Annotated in this window: 12 protein-coding genes; 2 read left to right on the top strand and 10 right to left on the bottom strand. The window is 55.5% G+C overall.

Annotated features, from left to right (window positions below; translation table 11 throughout):
* Nucleotides 1–12: 12 nt before the first annotated feature.
* From BXP70_RS00495 to BXP70_RS00485, 3 genes are all read right to left on the bottom strand, one after another.
* Nucleotides 13–3,033, bottom strand: a complete 3,021-nt coding sequence (locus BXP70_RS00495) for a DUF4982 domain-containing protein (protein WP_086592058.1) — start codon at nucleotides 3,031–3,033, stop codon at nucleotides 13–15.
* A gap of 180 nt (nucleotides 3,034–3,213) precedes the next feature.
* Nucleotides 3,214–4,461 carry an oligogalacturonate lyase family protein gene (locus BXP70_RS00490; RefSeq protein WP_086592057.1) on the bottom strand — a complete coding sequence of 416 codons (1,248 nt, stop codon included), beginning with the start codon at nucleotides 4,459–4,461 and terminating at the stop codon, nucleotides 3,214–3,216.
* A gap of 35 nt (nucleotides 4,462–4,496) precedes the next feature.
* Nucleotides 4,497–5,267 (bottom strand): polysaccharide deacetylase family protein, encoded by a 771-nt coding sequence (locus tag BXP70_RS00485; protein WP_086592560.1) that lies wholly within the window; start codon nucleotides 5,265–5,267, stop codon nucleotides 4,497–4,499.
* Nucleotides 5,268–5,463: 196 nt separating this feature from the next.
* Here BXP70_RS00485 and BXP70_RS00480 point away from each other — a divergent pair, with 196 nt between their 5' ends.
* Entirely contained in the window at nucleotides 5,464–6,396 is a 933-nt protein-coding gene (locus BXP70_RS00480; protein WP_086592056.1) for a D-2-hydroxyacid dehydrogenase, read from the top strand.
* Here BXP70_RS00480 and BXP70_RS00475 read toward each other — a convergent pair.
* Both BXP70_RS00475 and BXP70_RS30995 read right to left on the bottom strand, forming a co-directional pair.
* Nucleotides 6,393–6,929 carry a GNAT family N-acetyltransferase gene (locus BXP70_RS00475; protein ID WP_086592055.1) on the bottom strand — a complete coding sequence of 179 codons (537 nt, stop codon included), beginning with the start codon at nucleotides 6,927–6,929 and terminating at the stop codon, nucleotides 6,393–6,395. The genes BXP70_RS00480 and BXP70_RS00475 overlap by 4 nt on opposite strands.
* 281 nt (nucleotides 6,930–7,210) lie before the next feature.
* Entirely contained in the window at nucleotides 7,211–8,377 is a 1,167-nt protein-coding gene (locus tag BXP70_RS30995) for an acyltransferase family protein (protein ID WP_086592054.1), read from the bottom strand.
* A gap of 705 nt (nucleotides 8,378–9,082) precedes the next feature.
* Between BXP70_RS30995 and BXP70_RS00465 the strand changes: the two genes are divergently transcribed.
* Complete coding sequence (locus BXP70_RS00465) at nucleotides 9,083–10,069, top strand: aldo/keto reductase (RefSeq protein ID WP_086592053.1); 987 nt, start codon at nucleotides 9,083–9,085, stop codon at nucleotides 10,067–10,069.
* A 145-nt stretch (nucleotides 10,070–10,214) separates the two neighbouring features.
* On the opposite strand, the gene BXP70_RS30775 is transcribed toward BXP70_RS00465, so the two are convergent.
* The 5 genes from BXP70_RS30775 to BXP70_RS30465 form a co-directional block, all read right to left on the bottom strand.
* A complete protein-coding gene (locus BXP70_RS30775) occupies nucleotides 10,215–10,340 on the bottom strand; it encodes a hypothetical protein (RefSeq protein ID WP_262490748.1) in 126 nt (41 codons plus the stop codon).
* A 55-nt stretch (nucleotides 10,341–10,395) separates the two neighbouring features.
* Nucleotides 10,396–11,553, bottom strand: a complete 1,158-nt coding sequence (locus BXP70_RS00460) for an acyltransferase family protein (protein ID WP_086592052.1) — start codon at nucleotides 11,551–11,553, stop codon at nucleotides 10,396–10,398.
* 697 nt (nucleotides 11,554–12,250) lie between these two features.
* Nucleotides 12,251–12,523, bottom strand: coding sequence for a hypothetical protein (locus BXP70_RS00455; RefSeq protein ID WP_143436319.1), 273 nt, complete (start codon nucleotides 12,521–12,523; stop codon nucleotides 12,251–12,253).
* Nucleotides 12,524–12,565: 42 nt separating this feature from the next.
* A complete protein-coding gene (locus BXP70_RS00450) occupies nucleotides 12,566–14,290 on the bottom strand; it encodes an alpha-amylase family protein (RefSeq protein WP_218779717.1) in 1,725 nt (574 codons plus the stop codon).
* A gap of 119 nt (nucleotides 14,291–14,409) precedes the next feature.
* Nucleotides 14,410–16,578: a family 43 glycosylhydrolase gene (locus BXP70_RS30465; RefSeq protein ID WP_086592050.1), complete on the bottom strand. Its 2,169-nt coding sequence runs from the start codon at nucleotides 16,576–16,578 to the stop codon at nucleotides 14,410–14,412.
* Nucleotides 16,579–16,632: the final 54 nt, after the last annotated feature.

The following is a 16,632-nucleotide window of genomic DNA, read 5'->3' as shown; positions in this document are numbered from 1 at the left end:
TGAAATAGTCAGTTAAGGATTGGTGTGCCCCAGCGCACCTAGGCTTGGGCGTGGTTTCTCGTACACTTCGGCCTCCACAATACCGAGGGTGCCGGCCGGACCGGGCTGGTCGGTGGCGGCCGTGGGGTTATTGGGGGCGGCTTTCTGTTCGGCGAGTTCCGTGATGTTGTAGGCGTCTTGGTTGCTGCCCGCGCCCACTAGCTCGATGCGCAGACGCTGGCCAGTTTGCGGGGCAAAGATGGCAGTGTAGTAGCCGAGGTTGCGTTCGGTGGTACCGCGGAAGACTTCTTTGTCATCGATCAAGATGCGAATGGGATACGTGCGCGAACGCCAGCCACTGAGCTTCAAGGCCACTTCGCTCACGGCGGCGGGGCGGGCTAGGTCGTACTGAATCCAGGTGCCCGGCTGCTTCTCGCTGATCCACTCCGATAGCTCGTTATCGTCGTAGCTGAAGGCGGCGTTGCCTTGGTTCGAGCTGGCGGTTACCTGCTTGATGGGCACTGCCGTGCGCGAGATGTGGAAGGAAGGCCCGGCTGGGGTTGGCCCACGCTTCAGGCTAGGAGCTAGGTCGGCGCCGGGCAGTTGCAGGGCTAGGCCATCGGTAACGGCAACCGGCTTGGAAGCTAGGCTCACCGAAGCCGACTTCAGTCCCTCCGACACAGCTTGCAAGCTAATCTTGCCGGCTTGGGTGGTCGTGCGGATAAGTACGCGGTTCACGCCGCCTTCCACCGGCAGGGTTTGAGCTAGGATGTAGTTATCAGGGCCTTGGGCTAGGCCGCCGCGCCAGGTGGCCGTGCCTTTCAGGGTGAAGTTGATCATGTTCAGGGCCGTGGGGCAGCGCAGGCCGTTGGCATCCACTACTTCCACTTGCACCAAGGCTAGGTCGGCGCCGTTGGCTTGCAGGCCGTTGGGGCTCATCATTGGGGTTAGGCGTAAGGCAACGGGCGCACCAGCGGTTTGGTGTGCGGCCTCGCTTACTTTCTTGCCGCCCGCATCGTAGCTCACCGCCTTCAGGGTGCCGGGCTGCCACGCTACGTTCTTGAAAGTGAACAAGAACCGGTGGCTTTGTTCGCTCTGGCCCAGCGACTTACCATTCAGAAACAGCTCCACCTTCTCGCCATTCGACACCACGGTCACGTCTTTCTTCACGCCCTCCTTGTAGTTCCAGTGGCCGATGATGTGGGTGCGCTGCTTCTCAGTATCTACCCAACCATCCCACATCACTTGGTGGGCAAAAAAGCCGTCTTTCGGGATGCGCATGGCGTCGGCCTCGCCACTGCGGCGGTAGTTTTCGCCGCCGCGGTAGTGGGTGTTCGAGTCGGTAAAAACAATGTTCACGCCACCCGAACTCACGCGCTGACCGGTGCCGGGACGCTCGTGCCAGTAGTCGTACCACCGCATCACGTCCTCGCGGGCGTGGGTGCCCTGGTTGCGGTTGTACTCGGCGGCGCTGGCCCCCTTGTACAAGGGGCCGTCGCCTTCTTTGTGGTAGGGCGGCGAGAGTTCGTCCCAGTACTTGCGCAGGCCTTCGTCGCGGGAGTATTCCATGGCCCACATCGGGTGCTTCGCGCTCTTATTAATGTAGAGCATCTCGCCCCCATACTCGGCCAGTTTGCTGTCCAGCATTTCGCGCGAGCCTATGGCGCGGCCGCCGTTGGGGTCGTACTGGTCGCGAATGGCCTTCATCTCGGCCATGTGCTCTTCGCTGATGCTCTCGTTGCCGCACTCGTAGAACACGATGCTGGGGTTGTTGCGGTTGTAGATGATGGCGTCGCGCATGAGCTCGGTGCGCTGGCCCCAGCGGCGACCGGTCACATCTTTCTCAGCGTCACCGGCGGGCATAGCTTGGAGCAAACCCACTCGGTCGCACGATTCGATGTCTTGTTTCCAAGGCGTGATGTGCATCCAGCGCACTAGGTTGCCGTTGCTTTCTACCATCAGGCCATTGCTGAAGTCTGATAGCCAAGCTGGCACCGAGAGACCTACGGCGGGCCATTCGTTGCTGGTGCGCTGGGCGTAGCCGTGCATTTGCAGCACCCGGTCGTTGAGCTTCACCATGCCGTTGCCAAACTCCGTTTTGCGGAAGCCAGTGCGCGTTTTTACCACGTCCACGGGCTTGCCGTCCACTTTCAAGGTAGTGTACACGGTGTATAAGTAGCCGTAGCCCCAGCTCCAAAAATTTAGCCCCTCAACCGGGCCGCTGGCGCTGACGATCTTGGTTTCGCCGGGCTGCAACGTGGTTTTGCCGCCGCTCAGCTTCTTGATTTCCTTGCCAGCTAAGTCTTCCAAAGTGGCTTCGTACTCGAAGGTGCGCGCGGTGGGGTACTCGTTCTTCACCTGCGCCTCGGCCGTGACGGTCGCCTTGCGGGCGGCCACGTCGAAGTTCTTAGCGTAGATGTACACGCCCGTGGTACCTAGGTTGGAATAGAGCGGCAGGGTTTGGTACAGCGGCTCCGCCACGTGCAAAAACACGTTTTTGGAAAGCCCGCCGTAGTTAGCGTTGAAGTTTCGGTCGCTCCACTGGTACTTCTGGTCGGTGGCTTTCTCCTTGTAATCCCAGTCGTTGTTGGTGCGCACCGCCAGCACGTTTTCCTGGGGCGCGGGCTTCAGCAGCTTCGTCACGTCGAAGCCGAAGGCCATGGCGCCGTTTTCGTGGCGGCCAATAAATTCGCCGTTCAGGTAAAACTCGCCCACTTGCCGCACGCCTTCAAACTCCAGGAACACCTTCTTGCCCGCATCTGCTTTCGGCAAACGGAAGTATTTGCGGTACCACGCAATGCCGGTCGACAAGTCTTTGATGTCTTTCTTAAAGGCCTCGTCTTCGTTCCAGGCCCACGGCAGCGTCACGGGTTTCCACTTCGCGTCGTCGAAGCTAGGTGTCTCGGCACCCGCAGCATCGCCCACGTACACCCGCCAGCCTGGGTTGAAGTTGTACTTCACGCGCGGGTTAGGGGGCGAAGCAGCTTTTATGTTAGGCGTTAGGCCTAACAGTAGCGCTATGCTGAGGAAAGTGATGAAGTGGGTGCGGGGCATGGAATTTTGTTCTTGTGGGGGCCTCACCCCCTAGCCCCCTCTCCGAAAAGGAGAGGGAGAACTAGTTCTAGTAGTAGAATTACAGTTTGTTGAAAAGCCAGGGATAAAAAGCTAGAGGTTAGTTCCCCGCAAATGCTTTATGCGCATTACCTTTTCGGAGAGGGGCTAGGGGTGAGGCGACTACTGACCGGCTTTGCCCAAGCTGCCTTTCAAGCTCGCTGGCGCTAACTCCACAGCGTACACTTCCTCCTCGCCTTCAAAATTGGCGCGGAAGATCAGCCACTTGCCATCGGGCGAAAAGTGAATGTTGGGTTCTAGCTTGTAGCCGTGGGCCTTCATGTTCACCAACTTCTCGGAGCGGAACTTGTCGCCTTCGGGGTGGAAGAGGTAGATCCACTGGCCATTCGGGGCTTTGGCTACCTGGCCAGGGTCGCCACCATCGCCGGCGAAAAGCTTCTGGTCGGCGGAAGTGGTGAAGTGAATCGACCACTCATCGCGGGTCATTTGGTACTTCTTCTCCTGGCCGGTTTGCAGGTTTGTGCCGGTTAGGTAGAACGTGGCGCCGCGGGGCAATTGGTTGTCAAACCAGATGGTTTTGCCATCGGGGCTGAAGAACTCGTGGCCAGCAATTTCCATGTCCATCGTGCGCTTGTGCACGAGCTTCACGGCCTTCGTTTTGGTGTTGATGGTCCAGATGCGGTCGACTTTGTGCCAGGGACCTTCGTGGCAGAACATCAGCAGGTTCGGGTCGGTGGGCGAGTACTGCACGTGATTGAGCCAGGCGCTGTCGGTGAACAGCTTATTGAGTTGCGCAGTCTTCACGTTCACGCTGAAGAGTGTGCGCGGCAGCTTGGCCTCGTAGATGCGCGTGAAGTAGTCGTGCTTCTCCGGGTACTTTTTCGAAATCTCCTTCTCCGCGTCCGTCGACCAAGCGCCCCCTAGCTCGGTCTCGTCGGCGTTGAGGGTGGTGATGCTGGCCTTGAAATCCTTCGGAAACACAAAGACCCGGCGCGTTTTCTTGGTGTCGATGTTGGTGGCGTACACCGTATCCTGGGTCTGGTAAAATACCTGCCGGCTTTTGGGTGCCACAATTTCGCCGCTCACTTGCGCGAAAGCCCGCGTCAGGGGCTGGGCCTGATAGGTTTTTAGGTTGAGCGTATAAATCTGCTTGCCGGCGGGGCTGGTGTGATAGAACACCATCAAGTCGCCCTCGCTGCCGCGCTGCTTGATGAAGGGGTTATTGTGGAAGTAAAAGCTCGCGTTGCCGCCGTCGAGGCGCGTGAGGCGCACTACTTTGTGGCCCGTATCCTGGTCGATCCACTCGGTGGGCATCGGCTTTTTGGACCCGGTTTCGAGCTTGGCTTGGGCCTGCGCTGTGGCTCCGACGAGCGACAGACCTAGCAGGAGTTGATAAGAGAGCGTGTTCATAGCAGGTGGAGTTTGGGTTGAGGGGAAGGGCGAGGCTAGTTGGCGGATAAGCGGAGCTGATGGGCAGCCTTCACGTCGAGATACTTGGCGAGGTCGCGCAGGGCAATGACCTTGTAGTGGTTGTCGTGGAGGTACTTGAGGTATTCTTCGAACAAGGCCGGCGGGGTCGTCACCCAGTCGTGGGCGTAATCGGGCACGCCGTGAATGGTGAGCACCAGGATGTTGCCGTTCTTGGCCTGCTGCAAGGCTTCCATGATTTGCTGCTTGTTGCCGGTCTTGGTCGTGAAGCTAGGTATCAGGTAGGGGTGGTCGACGGTGGGGTTGTAGAGCCGGTCACCGCCAGTGCGCGCAAACTGGTAGCCTTTCTCCCGCAGCACTTCAAACGCCGTTGGGCTGGTGTCGTAGGCCGGGTAAGCGAAGTTCACCGGCCGCGGAATGCCGTAGGTGTTGCAGCGCTGCTCCAAGGAATCGAGCTCGGCTGTGAGCTGCGCTTTCGTCAGCTTGTTCACGTGCTTGTGCGTGAGCGTGTGGCTAGCCACCTCGAAGCCCATTTTGTCGAGCTGCTTCATCTGCGCCCAACTCATGTACTTGGTTTTATCGGCAAAATCGGGCGGAAACTCGCACACGAAGAAGGTGCCGCCGAAGCCGTACTTTTTCAGCAGCGGGGCCACGAAGGTGGCGTGCGTCACGGGGCCGTCGTCGAAGGTGAGCACCACCAGCTTATCGGGTATCGGGCGGCGTACTACTTGGGCGGTAGCACCGGCGACACCTAGCCACAAAAAGATCAGCAGCAGTACTCGGTTCATGCGGTGGGAAGGCCAGAATGGCATCGACATGGGGTGGGAAGCAATCCAAGAACGTAGCTAGGTAGCACGAAACCCTCCTGTACTGTTCGGGTCAGATGCGACCAACTAAGCGGCGCCTGCGTACAGAGTGGCTTGGCTAACGCCTTCCTCCGGTTTGCGCTACTTTCTCGCTACCGCTTACAAAACAGAGTAGATCATGCAACTTTTCGTGTATTCAGCCTTCAGCGAAGCTAGCCAGCGGCGTTTGCAGCAAGCGCTACCGGCCGACGTGACTATCACCTTCCGCACCAATCTGCCGGAAGAGCAGCAACGGCCTTTGTTCGAGCAAGCGGATGTACTCTTCGGCAACCCGCCGGCCGCTTGGCTGACGGATGCGGCCCCAGCTTTGCAGTTTTGGCAAATCGACTCGGCCGGCTTCGAACGCTACGCGCAGTTGCACCTAGGTGCTGCGGTGGCCAACCTAGGCGACTTTTTTGCCTGGCCTTGCGCCGAAACCATCGTGGCGGGTATCCTGGCCTGGTACCGGCACATTCCGGAGCTGGCGGTGTTGCAGGTTCAAAAAAAGTGGGTAGGCTCGCCCGTGCGCCTCAAGCTCGGGCTGCTGCGCGGCAAGCGCGTCGTTATTCTTGGGGCCGGGGCTATTGGGCAGGCCGTGGCGCAGCAACTTTCCGGCTTCCAATGCGAGGTGAAGTTTCTGGCCCGCACCAACCCCCAAGCGCAGCTGCGTTCGGTCGAGGAGCTGAAAGCCGCTCTGCCGCAGACGGATCTGGTCGTCAACTGCTTGCCTGGCAGCGCCGACAAGTTCTTCTCCGCTGAGCTAATCGAGGCCATGCCGCCCGGCAGCCTGTATGCCAGCGTGGGCCGCGGCAACACCACCGACGAGGCCGCGCTGCTGGCCGCGCTTCAAGCCGATAAGCTAGGCGGCGCCGTGCTCGACGTCACGGCCCAAGAGCCGTTGCCCGTTGATAATCCCTTGTGGAGCCTGCCCCAAGTGCTGCTCACGCAACACACCGCCGGCGGCCAGCCCGGTGAGGAAGATGGCCGCATCGATCAGTTTCTGGCCAATCTGCGGCGCTTTCAGCAAGGCGAGCCGCTGGAAAACCCCATCGATTTGTCGAAAGGATATTAGGCTTTCGGGCGACTCAAAATTACAATCGGCTGTTCCTTATAGATAGTGCGCGCTTGTTCTTGGTAGCCGAATTTGTGGGCCACGCGCAGCGAGGGTGCGTTATCCGGATCGATAATGCACACGGTACGCTTTTGCGTAAAATTTGCGTCGCCCCAGGCAATGGCTGCCCGCACGGCTTCGGTGGCGTAGCTTAGGCCGTGCACGCGCGGCGCCAGCACCCACCCAATCTCCGGAATGCCTTTGATAGAAGGGGTAAGGTCGCGGTGGTAATCCGAGAAGCCCACGTTGCCGATAAAGCGGCCGGTGCTTTTCTCCTCCACGGCCCAGTAGCCGTACCCCATCAGGACCCAATGGCCCGGCAAGCCCATCAAGCGGCGCCACGCATCTTCCTCCGATTGAGGCTTGCCGCCCAAAAACCGGTAAAAATTAGGGTCGGTCCACATGGCGGCAAACTCGGATAAGTCAGCAAGTTGGTAGCCGCGTAACCGCAGGCGCTCAGTTTCGAGCAGGGGGATTTGGGTCAGGGAAGACATGACTGTAAGGACTACTTTATATAATGCAACTTATTAGCCTAGTTGATTGATGACTTACAAGTAAGTTTAATTATTAAATGCGTCCAAACTAGCGCGTTCTGTGAAGCCAGCACTATAGCGGTAAAGTTGCGGCGCGCAGTGAATTCATCAGAGGATTCGTGTCTCAACTTCAGCGATTCTATTTCATGTGATGTAAAATAAAATCTGCTATACGCTCAGGTAGAGTAACGGAGGCCTGTTAAGGTAGATAGGTGCAGTATGGTATAACTGCAAATAATGCATTACAGTGAAGGATGGAGTACTAGTTTATCGCTGGGCTGCTTCAGTAGGAGTTGTTTTCTGAGCCGGGCGTTTAATGGTTTCTCGAGATAGTAATACAAGAAACTGCTCAATACAATGACAACGGATAACAACGAAAAAAACAAAATATATTTATAGTGTGGTACGTGCTGTTGGATTAGGATTCTTTCAAGCCGAGGTGAGATACTCATTACGAACACAAAATGCAATAAGTATAAAGAGAAAGAAATTTCTCCTAAAAAATAAATCGGTTTTGTTGAAAATATCTTGCTCAACAAAGAATTGCCTCTAGTAAGGCCAATTAGCATAAATGGTATTAACAGGATAAAGGTTACGTTTGCTAACAGGCTAGCTGAAAATAGCAAAGCCAATTGAACAATGAATAGCAAGTAAAAGAATGAATTGGGGACCAACTTAAGCCGGCCGCTATCCAATAAACTAAAGGTTGCTATTCCTAGTAGATAAGAAGCAAGACCCCGCAGAACAGGATAATAGCCTGTAGTGATAATCGAAACGTAGTTTTGATTTATTAAAAATACGTTATTGAGCAGGAATCTATGATTTTGATAAAAATGATGATTTAAGCTCTTGGTAATAAAAAGTATAATGCCTATAGATAGTAGATATAAGGTAAACGCTCTTATATAGGCTTTGCTTATCTTGCTAAATAAAATAAACATGACTGGTAATAAAAAATAGATGGCCCACTCAACAGACAAAGACCAGGCTAATGGGTTGATGTTTTTAATGTCAAACAGGCTTTGAAATAATGTAAGATTAGCTATAATTGTTAGAATACTGGTCTTGTGTTGTGTGAACAATATTTCTGCTAGGAAATAGCAAAGCGTAAGGGCAATGTAGATGGGGTATACTCTGCAGAACCTTTTGATGATAAAGTTATAGTAATTTGTCTTTTTTATGCCGTCTTTGAATTCATTATACGAAGTGATACTTAGCAGGAATCCACTTAAAATAAAGAATAAATCGACGCTCCAGTTTCCATGAGTAAATAGTACTGTTAAATAATATTTACTTAATGGGTTTAATACGTTGCTAGTTAATAAGAAATAATGCCAATGATGGAATACTACAAAGAGAGCCGCAATTCCTCTGACTCCCGTTAATGACTTTATTTCTACTTTGTTCATCGTATTTTACTGAAACTCCTCCAAATGATTTCGTAGCCGTGTGTGCCTATATACAGTTGAAGGCGTTTTCGTCAAGTGGCTCGTGCTAGAGGAACTGAGGGAACGTCTTAAACAGGCAGGCTACTTATCCTCCCTAGGCAAGCGCCTGCCGAGGAGTAGTAGAAGTAATGCCACAAGACCACGGCTACGGTAGACAAGCTACTGGCTGCTCACAATTAGTTTGAGGATATAAAACTATACTAATTTCTAATAGTATTTATATAATACGCTTCAATACTATTCAAGTGGTCTAGCCAAGATAGACACAATTGGGCCGGCTTCTGTTAAGTAAATTTCCGTTTCAGCTCGGCTGCTCAACAGCTACCGTTGTTATAACACATAGGTAGATTAAGCGCAGTGTATAAGGATCAGTTAGAGGTCTTTTCTTGTCCTGTGCGCATAACCTCCTCGAACTGTTCCCGCTACCTCGCGCTTGTACCATTTGCATCCGGATGAGAGCAAGCGCAATGCTTAGCAGCAGGCCAACGGGATTTTCCAAGACGCATTAGCAAACAAGTACGCCGCTAGCCGCAACCGAAAGCACTGGTTTATGGGGCAGTTCCTTGAAAAGGATAGGCCGACTTTGGGTTCTTGGCGTATACATTTACCCAAGCAAAGCACTCAGGTGCCCTTGTTTTTCGCCCCCCAACCACTCCCAATACTTCTATGCAGTACCGCAAACTCGGCAAAACCGGCTTCTCTATTTCTGAAATCAGCCTAGGTACCTGGCAGGTAGGCGGCAAATGGGGCGACCCATTCAGCCACGAAAACGCCGATCAGATCCTGAACGCGGCCGTCGATTCTGGCATCAACTTCATTGATACCGCCGATGTGTACGGCGACGGTGAAAGCGAAAAAGCTGTAGGCCGCCTCGTGCGCAACCGCTCCGAACGCATCTATGTGGCTACCAAGTGCGGGCGCCAGCTTCAGCCCCACGTGAACGAGGCCTACACGCCCGAGGCCATGCGCCGGTTTGTGGAAGCTAGCTTGCGCAACATGCAGCTCGAGACCCTCGACCTGATTCAGCTGCACTGCCCGCCCACCGAGGTGTACTACCGCCCCGAGGTTTTTGAGGTGTTCGACCGGCTCAAAGAAGAAGGCAAAATACAGAATCTAGGGGTGAGCGTGGAAAAAGTGGAAGAAGGGTTGAAAGCCTTAGAGTTTCCTAATGTTACTACCATTCAGCTCATCTTCAATATGTTCCGGGAGCGTCCATCGGAGTTGCTGTTCAAGGAAGCGCAGCGCCGCGACGTGGGCCTGATTGTGCGGGTGCCGCTGGCCAGTGGCTTGCTGACGGGTAAGTTCTCGCCCAATACTCAGTTTTCTGCCGACGACCACCGCAACTTCAACCGAAATGGTGAGGCCTTTGACAAAGGCGAAACCTTCTCCGGCGTTGACTACAATACCGGCCTCGAAGCGGTGGAAGAGCTCAAACGCGTGTTCCCCGACCAGCCTAACCTAGCCCCAGTAGCCTTGCGTTGGGTGTTGATGTTCGACGAGGTAAGCTGCGTGATTCCGGGGGCTTCCAAACCCGAGCAACTCACCTCCAACCTGCACGCCGCCGAGCTGCCGCCGCTATCGGCCGAGCAAATGCAGCAGGTGAAGGCCATTTATGACAAAAAGATTCGTCCGTTGGTGCACCAGATTTGGTAATCCTACGCTTTGGCGTGAGTGGAGCTAGCTACTTACGGCTTCGCTCATGCCAAGACTGGCTCTGGTAAACGAGCTAGGGCACCACAGCTCACAGGCGTGGCTACGCCTGTGAGCTGTGGTGCCCTAGCTCGTTTTAGCTCAGTGCTTACTTGATCAAAGGTTGAAATTCCTTCTTCAGCAAATAGGCTAGCATTGGGGGAACGAGTAATTGCAGGAAGAGCCGACCTAGGTACGTGAGGCGTGAGCCGGCAAACACGAGTATGCGTTGCAAGAGCACATGCAGGAAAAAGGGAACTAGGTAAAGGAGCGTGGCAGAGGGTGAAGCTTCAGGCGGCGTTCAGCAGAGCGGGCTTCGGGGCGGCCGGTGCTTTAGCGCGTAGGCGCTGGTGCAGCGGATGTTCTATCCATTTATAAAGCGCGACGGAGAGCAGCGTATAGGCGCCCAAGCGTATAAACCAGTTGTCGGTAAGGTAGCGGCTGAAAAACGTATCGACAACCCCTAAATGAATCAGGTAGAACACGTAAGAGCTTTTACCTAGCAAGTCGAAGGTCTTGGAAGCCAGGAGCTGCTGCAGCCAGGTACGTTCCCGAATTAATCCCCAGAGCAACAGCGCAATCGGGAGAGGAAGTAAGACGTTATTTACCAGATAATATAAGTAGACTTGAGTGAGGGGTTGCGACGGTAGCTGCTCCATAGCGGCCAGCACAACGACGACCGCTAGGATACCTAGCCCTCCCAGTAAAGTAGCTTTTTTCAATAAAACCGGTTGGGCGCTTGGCTGCCGGCGCATCCATAAGGCAAGCCCCATTCCGACGAAGAACTCTACGCAACGCCCGAAGAACGTCTGGCTCAACATGTAGTCAATGCTAGGCATCAGGCTGGCGGTGGGCAGCAGCTGCGAGCATACTGCTACTATGACAGTTCCCAACAGCAAGAGCATCAGGGGGTAAGCGTACAGTCGCCGAAAGTTGTGCTTGAGCCCGAGTAACAGCAGCGGGGCGCAGAGGTAAAAGGTTTCTTCTACCGTCAGCGTCCAGGCAGTGGGCACACCTAGGTAGATCATGCTCTGGAAGTAGGCGCGAGTAAGCGTAAGATTCAATAAAATGATTACGGCTCTTTTGGCCGCTCCAAAAGCCGCAGGCCACGCATACCACTCGTGCGTAGGACTCACCAGCATCACCGCAAAAGTGAGCAGCGTCAGGAGGAAGTAGATGGGGTAAATGCGGGCAAAGCGGTTTTGCAGGTAGCGCCGAAACCAAGGCCCGGTTAGCTCAACGCTACCAGCGTAGCGAGTAGTAATAAGAAAGCCGCTGAGCACGAAGAATATAGGTACACCAATATGCCCTTGATGCGCGCACAGAATAAGCCACTTAAAAACAAAAGGCTGGTTAGTAGCCGGGATATGCAGGACATAGTGGTAGAAGAAAACCAGAAAGGCTGCAATGGCCCGAATGCCTGTGAGAGCCGGAAAATACGTTTTCAAGCTGCCTGATAATTAACTAGTGGCGAGAAGGAGTTAGGCTATTCATCTATGTGCATGTTCCTGTTGCTTCTTTGAACAGCCGTTGCGTAGCCTGAATAGCACTTGGTGAAAGATAAGGTATTTAGTTATTTTTATGATTTTAATTATAAATAATAGTAAAATATTATAAACGTGAGATGGGCCGGCTTTTCTACAGAACGTAAGTGTGTGTTCCCCGACCAGCCGAACTTAGCCCAGGTAAGAAAAGCCCTTGAACGCACGGCGCCAACTAACCGCCCAAACAAGTTCCCACGCTTGCCGGGGGGCCGCTTTCACGACAAAATGCTCATCTGCGAATGCTATGGCAGTCACTTCTCCCCTAAAGAAAGCGAGTTGCCATACAGAGCATTTTGGTTGGCGCCGTACGTTGCTGAGCATCAGCTTGCCATAACGCAGTAAGGAGCTGATAGAAAAAAGTAGTGAGGAGATAGTGTAAAAGAAATTTCGGGATTAAGGTTGTTTGTGAGCTAGTTACGTGCGCGAAACTTGGGCTACGAGGTGCGTTGAATGCTTAAGCGGCCCTAGGTGCCGCGCTATCAATTGCTCCACCTTCCGGCCCTAGAGCTGCCCTTGGCGGACGGCGTTGGGGAAGTGGATACCGCCGTAGAAGCGCGACACGGCAGCTTCCGTCGCCGCTTGTTGGAAAGAACTGAAGTGCCTAGGCTTTAAGGCTCGCCAAAGCCGAGCAGGCCGAGTCGCTTGGGGCTAGCACCTCGTTGCCCGCCAGCAGCGCGTACGCGAAAAACCGAGCCGCCAGGGGTGGGTAAGTCACATCGTGCATCATCAGCTCGTTCATCTCATCCACCACCCACCCAAGCCGGTTCGCCGTGGGCTCGTAGTCGGCGGGCACCAGGCGCCGGCACGAGGGCCCGCTCGCGCTGGCAACCAACAGCAACATGCTCAGCAGAAATCGACTTAAGGGCAGTGACATAGACTAAAACGGCGTGAACTTGCTAAAGGCGTGAAAGCTAGGTTATTCAACCTTGCGGGTCTTGGCCGCCTGAATATCCTGGGCGACTTGCTCGCGGTACTTGTCGAAGGTGTCATTGGCGAAGGTGATGGTCGGGATGGGTCGCTGGCTAGCCGACACCGGCCGGGGTTTGCTGAAGCCATACTCGTGCACGCCCGTGCTGCCCGAGCCGGGGGCGGGGGTGCTCAGGTGGTTGTAGCTATCCACGTAGGTGTAGAAGCCGGCCGGGTACTGTGAGTAGCGCGGCACTTGGGTCAGGGGGAACACGCTCATGAGGGCGTCGTAGTGCATTTCGGCGATGGGCAGCACGCCGGGGTGGCGCTGAGCTAGGTCGGCTACCAAGCGGCGCGTGCCCTCGTACATGTCGGCTTTAGGGTTGTTTTCCCAGAGCCCGGCAATGTCCATGAAGTACGAATCGACGTGGTAGTCCTTGATAACCTTGTCGATCCGGTCGCGCAGGTAGTTGCGCCACGAAGCCACGCCGATGTTCATCACCGGCATCCAGCCGTCGCCGTGCCGGTCGTTGTCCCAGTCCACCCAGTTCAGGTCCCAGTTGTCGCCGTCGGTGTGCTGGGTAACGGCATCGGCAAACTTCTTGAATACCGAAAGCTCGCGGTTGGCCGAGTTGGTGCCGAACATGGCCGAGAAGTGAAAACCTAGCTTGTGGCCTTCGTCGATGAGTTGCCGAAAGCCCTTGTCGCCGCCCATGCGCGGGTCGGTTTGGTAGAGCGGGTAGTTCCAGTAGTAACGCCCATCCCAGCCGGGCAGAAACACGAGCACCTGCTTGGGGTCAATCTGGGTGGCTATCCAGCGCAGAATGGTGAGCTGTTTGGCGTAGTCGTTGAAGATGAACCCCGTCCAATGGGCGCCGTGCAGGGCCACCACCAGCTTGGTGTCGCGCAGCCAGGCGGGCACATCGGGGCGGGTGGTGTAGGCCGGAATGCGGTAGGCCTGCGCAACGTGGGCAAAGAACGGCTTGGCAATAGCCTCGTATGTGGGGGCCGCCCCAATGCGCCACAGAAAACTTTGCACCCGATTGCGCTTATCCCAGCCCGCTTGCTCATAAATCAGCTCAGCACGGTAGCTATTCGGGCCAGGCTGGAGAAAGAACCTAGCGGGGCGCACCTCCGTTTGCCGGGCCGAAAGCTCGAAAAACCCGCCCTGTGGTTTCTTGATGACAATGAGTGGCGTGGAAAGCTGGCCAAAGAGTTGCGGGTACTCAAACGTGTTTTCGTCGTCGTGCGGGTCCATGAAGTTGCCACCTGCCAACGACAGCTCGCCCCGCGGAATGCCCCGCACGACGGTGCTAATGGACTTGATCGGCTGGTTCATTTGGGCCGAGACGCGCCACTCCACGCTGCCGTCGGGGTTGCGCTGAAACTCCGCCGTAAGCTCACCGGCCGCTTTTTCCTGCCCGCCGGCCCAGGTAAAGCCCTGGCACAGGTAGCGCAGCCGGTCGGCGGAGCGCTCCAGCCGCGTGCGGGTCGGGTCGATGGCGTAGGCATTCTCGAACGTCTGGACGCGGAAGCTGAACTGGAAGCCCGCAAACTCCGCCGACGGCTCCGGCCACGCGAAGCTGAACTTCATTTCGCCCTTGCCCTTGGCTGGTGTATACACCTCATCGAGGGAAGTGAGCGGCAACAGATCATTTTGCGCTTTTGCCTGTTCTACGAACACTCCCAACCACCCTAGGGTAGCCATTAAAAACCAGTGTGTACGACTGCGCATACTGCTTGGTAAAAGCATGATTAGTAGAACGGTTTGTTAGCAGAGCGACTACGCGCTGCCGGGCAACACTTTTTTGTAAGGAACTGTAACTGCTCCAAGGAATGCACTTCAGGGAATGCTTATTTGAGCGTGATAAGTTGAATGCCCGCGTGCGTGGGTTTTACCGGACGAATGCTGCCATCGGGGTTAAACTCCAGCTTATCGAGGCACACCTCGCGGTTGAAGCCTGCCGCCTGCCCCATCTTGATGCCCTGCGGATATGTGAAGCGGTGATACACCAAATACCACTCATCGCGGCCGGGCACTTGAATGGTGGAGTTGTGGCCAGTGCCGTAAATCCCAGCCGCCGCATCGGAGCTAACGACCAGGTTATTGGCTGGCGCCACAATGGGACCTAGGGGCATGGTAGCGGTGCCATAGCGAACCCGATAGGTAGGGTCGCGGGTGTCATTTTCGCTCCACATGAAGTAGTAAGTGCCGTTGCGATAGAACACGTGGGCGCCTTCGCGAAACGTAGCATCGGGCGTGAGTACGCGGGTGGTGCCCGGCTTCAGCGACACGAGGTCGTCGTTTAGCTCGGCCCCAGCCATGTAGCCGTTGCCCCAATAGAGGTACAGCTTGCCGGATTTTGGGTCGCGGAACACAGCTGGGTCAATCTGCTGGCCGCCTTTCACGCCTTCCGGGAGCTGGTCGAGTAGCGGCTTACCGGTATCCTTGAAGGGGCCGGTGGGGCTGTCGGCTAGGGCTACCCCGATCTTGGCGTTCGCGCAGAAGTAGTAGGCGTAACGGTAGCCCGTAGCGGTTTTTTGCTCAATGATGCACGGTGCCCAGGCGTTTTTCTTCGCCCAACTCACGTCGCGGGGCAAGTCCAGAATCACGCCCTCGTCCCGCCAATTCACTAGATCCGGCGACGAGAAGGTTTTGAAATACGTGCCCGACCACCCCGTAAAACCGTCGCTGGTGGGGTAGAGGTAAAATTTACCGGTTTTCTCGGCGTACAGGATGGCGGGGTCGGCGTAGTAGCCGCCCAGGGCGGGATTGTGCGTTTCCGTTACGCTAACCGCAACGGTTCGCTTAGTGGCGCCTTGGCTCACAGTGTAGGTCACAGGGCCTTTGCTGAAATTCTGCGCACCGCTTGGTGTCACAGCCAGACCAAAACCGGTGAATTTTGGGTCAAACGCCTGAACATTGGTGCTCGGCATAACCAGGAAAGATACTTTGCTGGCGGCGGAATCGACGGCCGTATTTTGCTTTCGGATGGAGGGGTTTTGGGCAGTTGCCAGCACATCGGTGGGGGCTAGCCAACGGGTCGCTAAGCGCGTAGCCTCGGCCGCCGTGATGGGCATCACGGTTCCGTGCCGGGGATGAAAGTTCATGCTGATGTCCTGATCTACCACCGTGAACTGCTGCAAGTCGCGGGTGCGGGTAAACTGGTACTTGCCCTTGGTGTAGAGGTCGTACATGAGAATGTAGTCCTCGGAATTGTTGAGCTTGAAAGTGCCTGCGCCCTCCACGGGGTCCTTGGTTTGCTGCACGTATTGGTCACGCAGCACATAGCCCCCCGTCAGCTTATCGGATACTGCTATCTTGATACCGTTGCCCTGGCCTTCGGTCTTGAAAAACAGGTAGTTCTTTCCATCCTTCTGCACAATGTCACCGTCGATGCACGAGCCGTTGGTGGGGCTAACAAACAGCTGCTTGGGCTCACCCTCTAGGTCAGTGAAATCCTTGTTGGCGTAGGCGTAGTAAATCTTGTCGGGGTCGGAGCCATGCTGCATGGAGAAGTAGACCATGTACTTCTTAGCCTTCGCATCATAGATGGTTTGCGGGGCCCACACCCGCTTCAGGTTTTCCTGGTTGGGGTATTTCTTCTGAATGTTCACGATGCTAGACTTCCAGGTGATCAGGTCGGTGGAGCGCAGCAGCACCATGGCACGGTTGGAGCTCCAGCCCTTAGCCGACACCATATCCGTGGCCACCATGTAGAACGTCTTGCCGTCGGCCCCGCGCAATATGTGGGGGTCGCGCACGCCGCCCGTCTCGCTGATGGCAGCCGAGCTAACCACGGGCCGGTTCCCGTTCAGAGCGGTGAAGTGGTAGCCGTCGGGGCTGAGGGCAAAACGGATAGCTTCTTCCTTGATATCGTTGCCCGTAAAGTACGCGAAGAGGTAGGCGCTGTAGGGCGTAGGTTTCGGGGCCTCGGGCCTAGCTAGCTCGGACCTAGCTGGGCTAGCTAGAGCACCTAGAGTACACCACAAGAGAAGAAGCAGGTAGTAAGAACGTTTCATCAAGCTGACTTAGGAGTGGGTGGCGCTAATACTGGCGCGGGCCACAATCCTTTG

Source organism: Hymenobacter crusticola (genome assembly GCF_002154225.1).
Lineage (GTDB): Bacteria > Bacteroidota > Bacteroidia > Cytophagales > Hymenobacteraceae > Hymenobacter > Hymenobacter crusticola.
The sequence above is the reverse complement of the archived record's forward strand: the minus strand, read 5'-3'. Positions and strand labels throughout refer to the sequence as shown.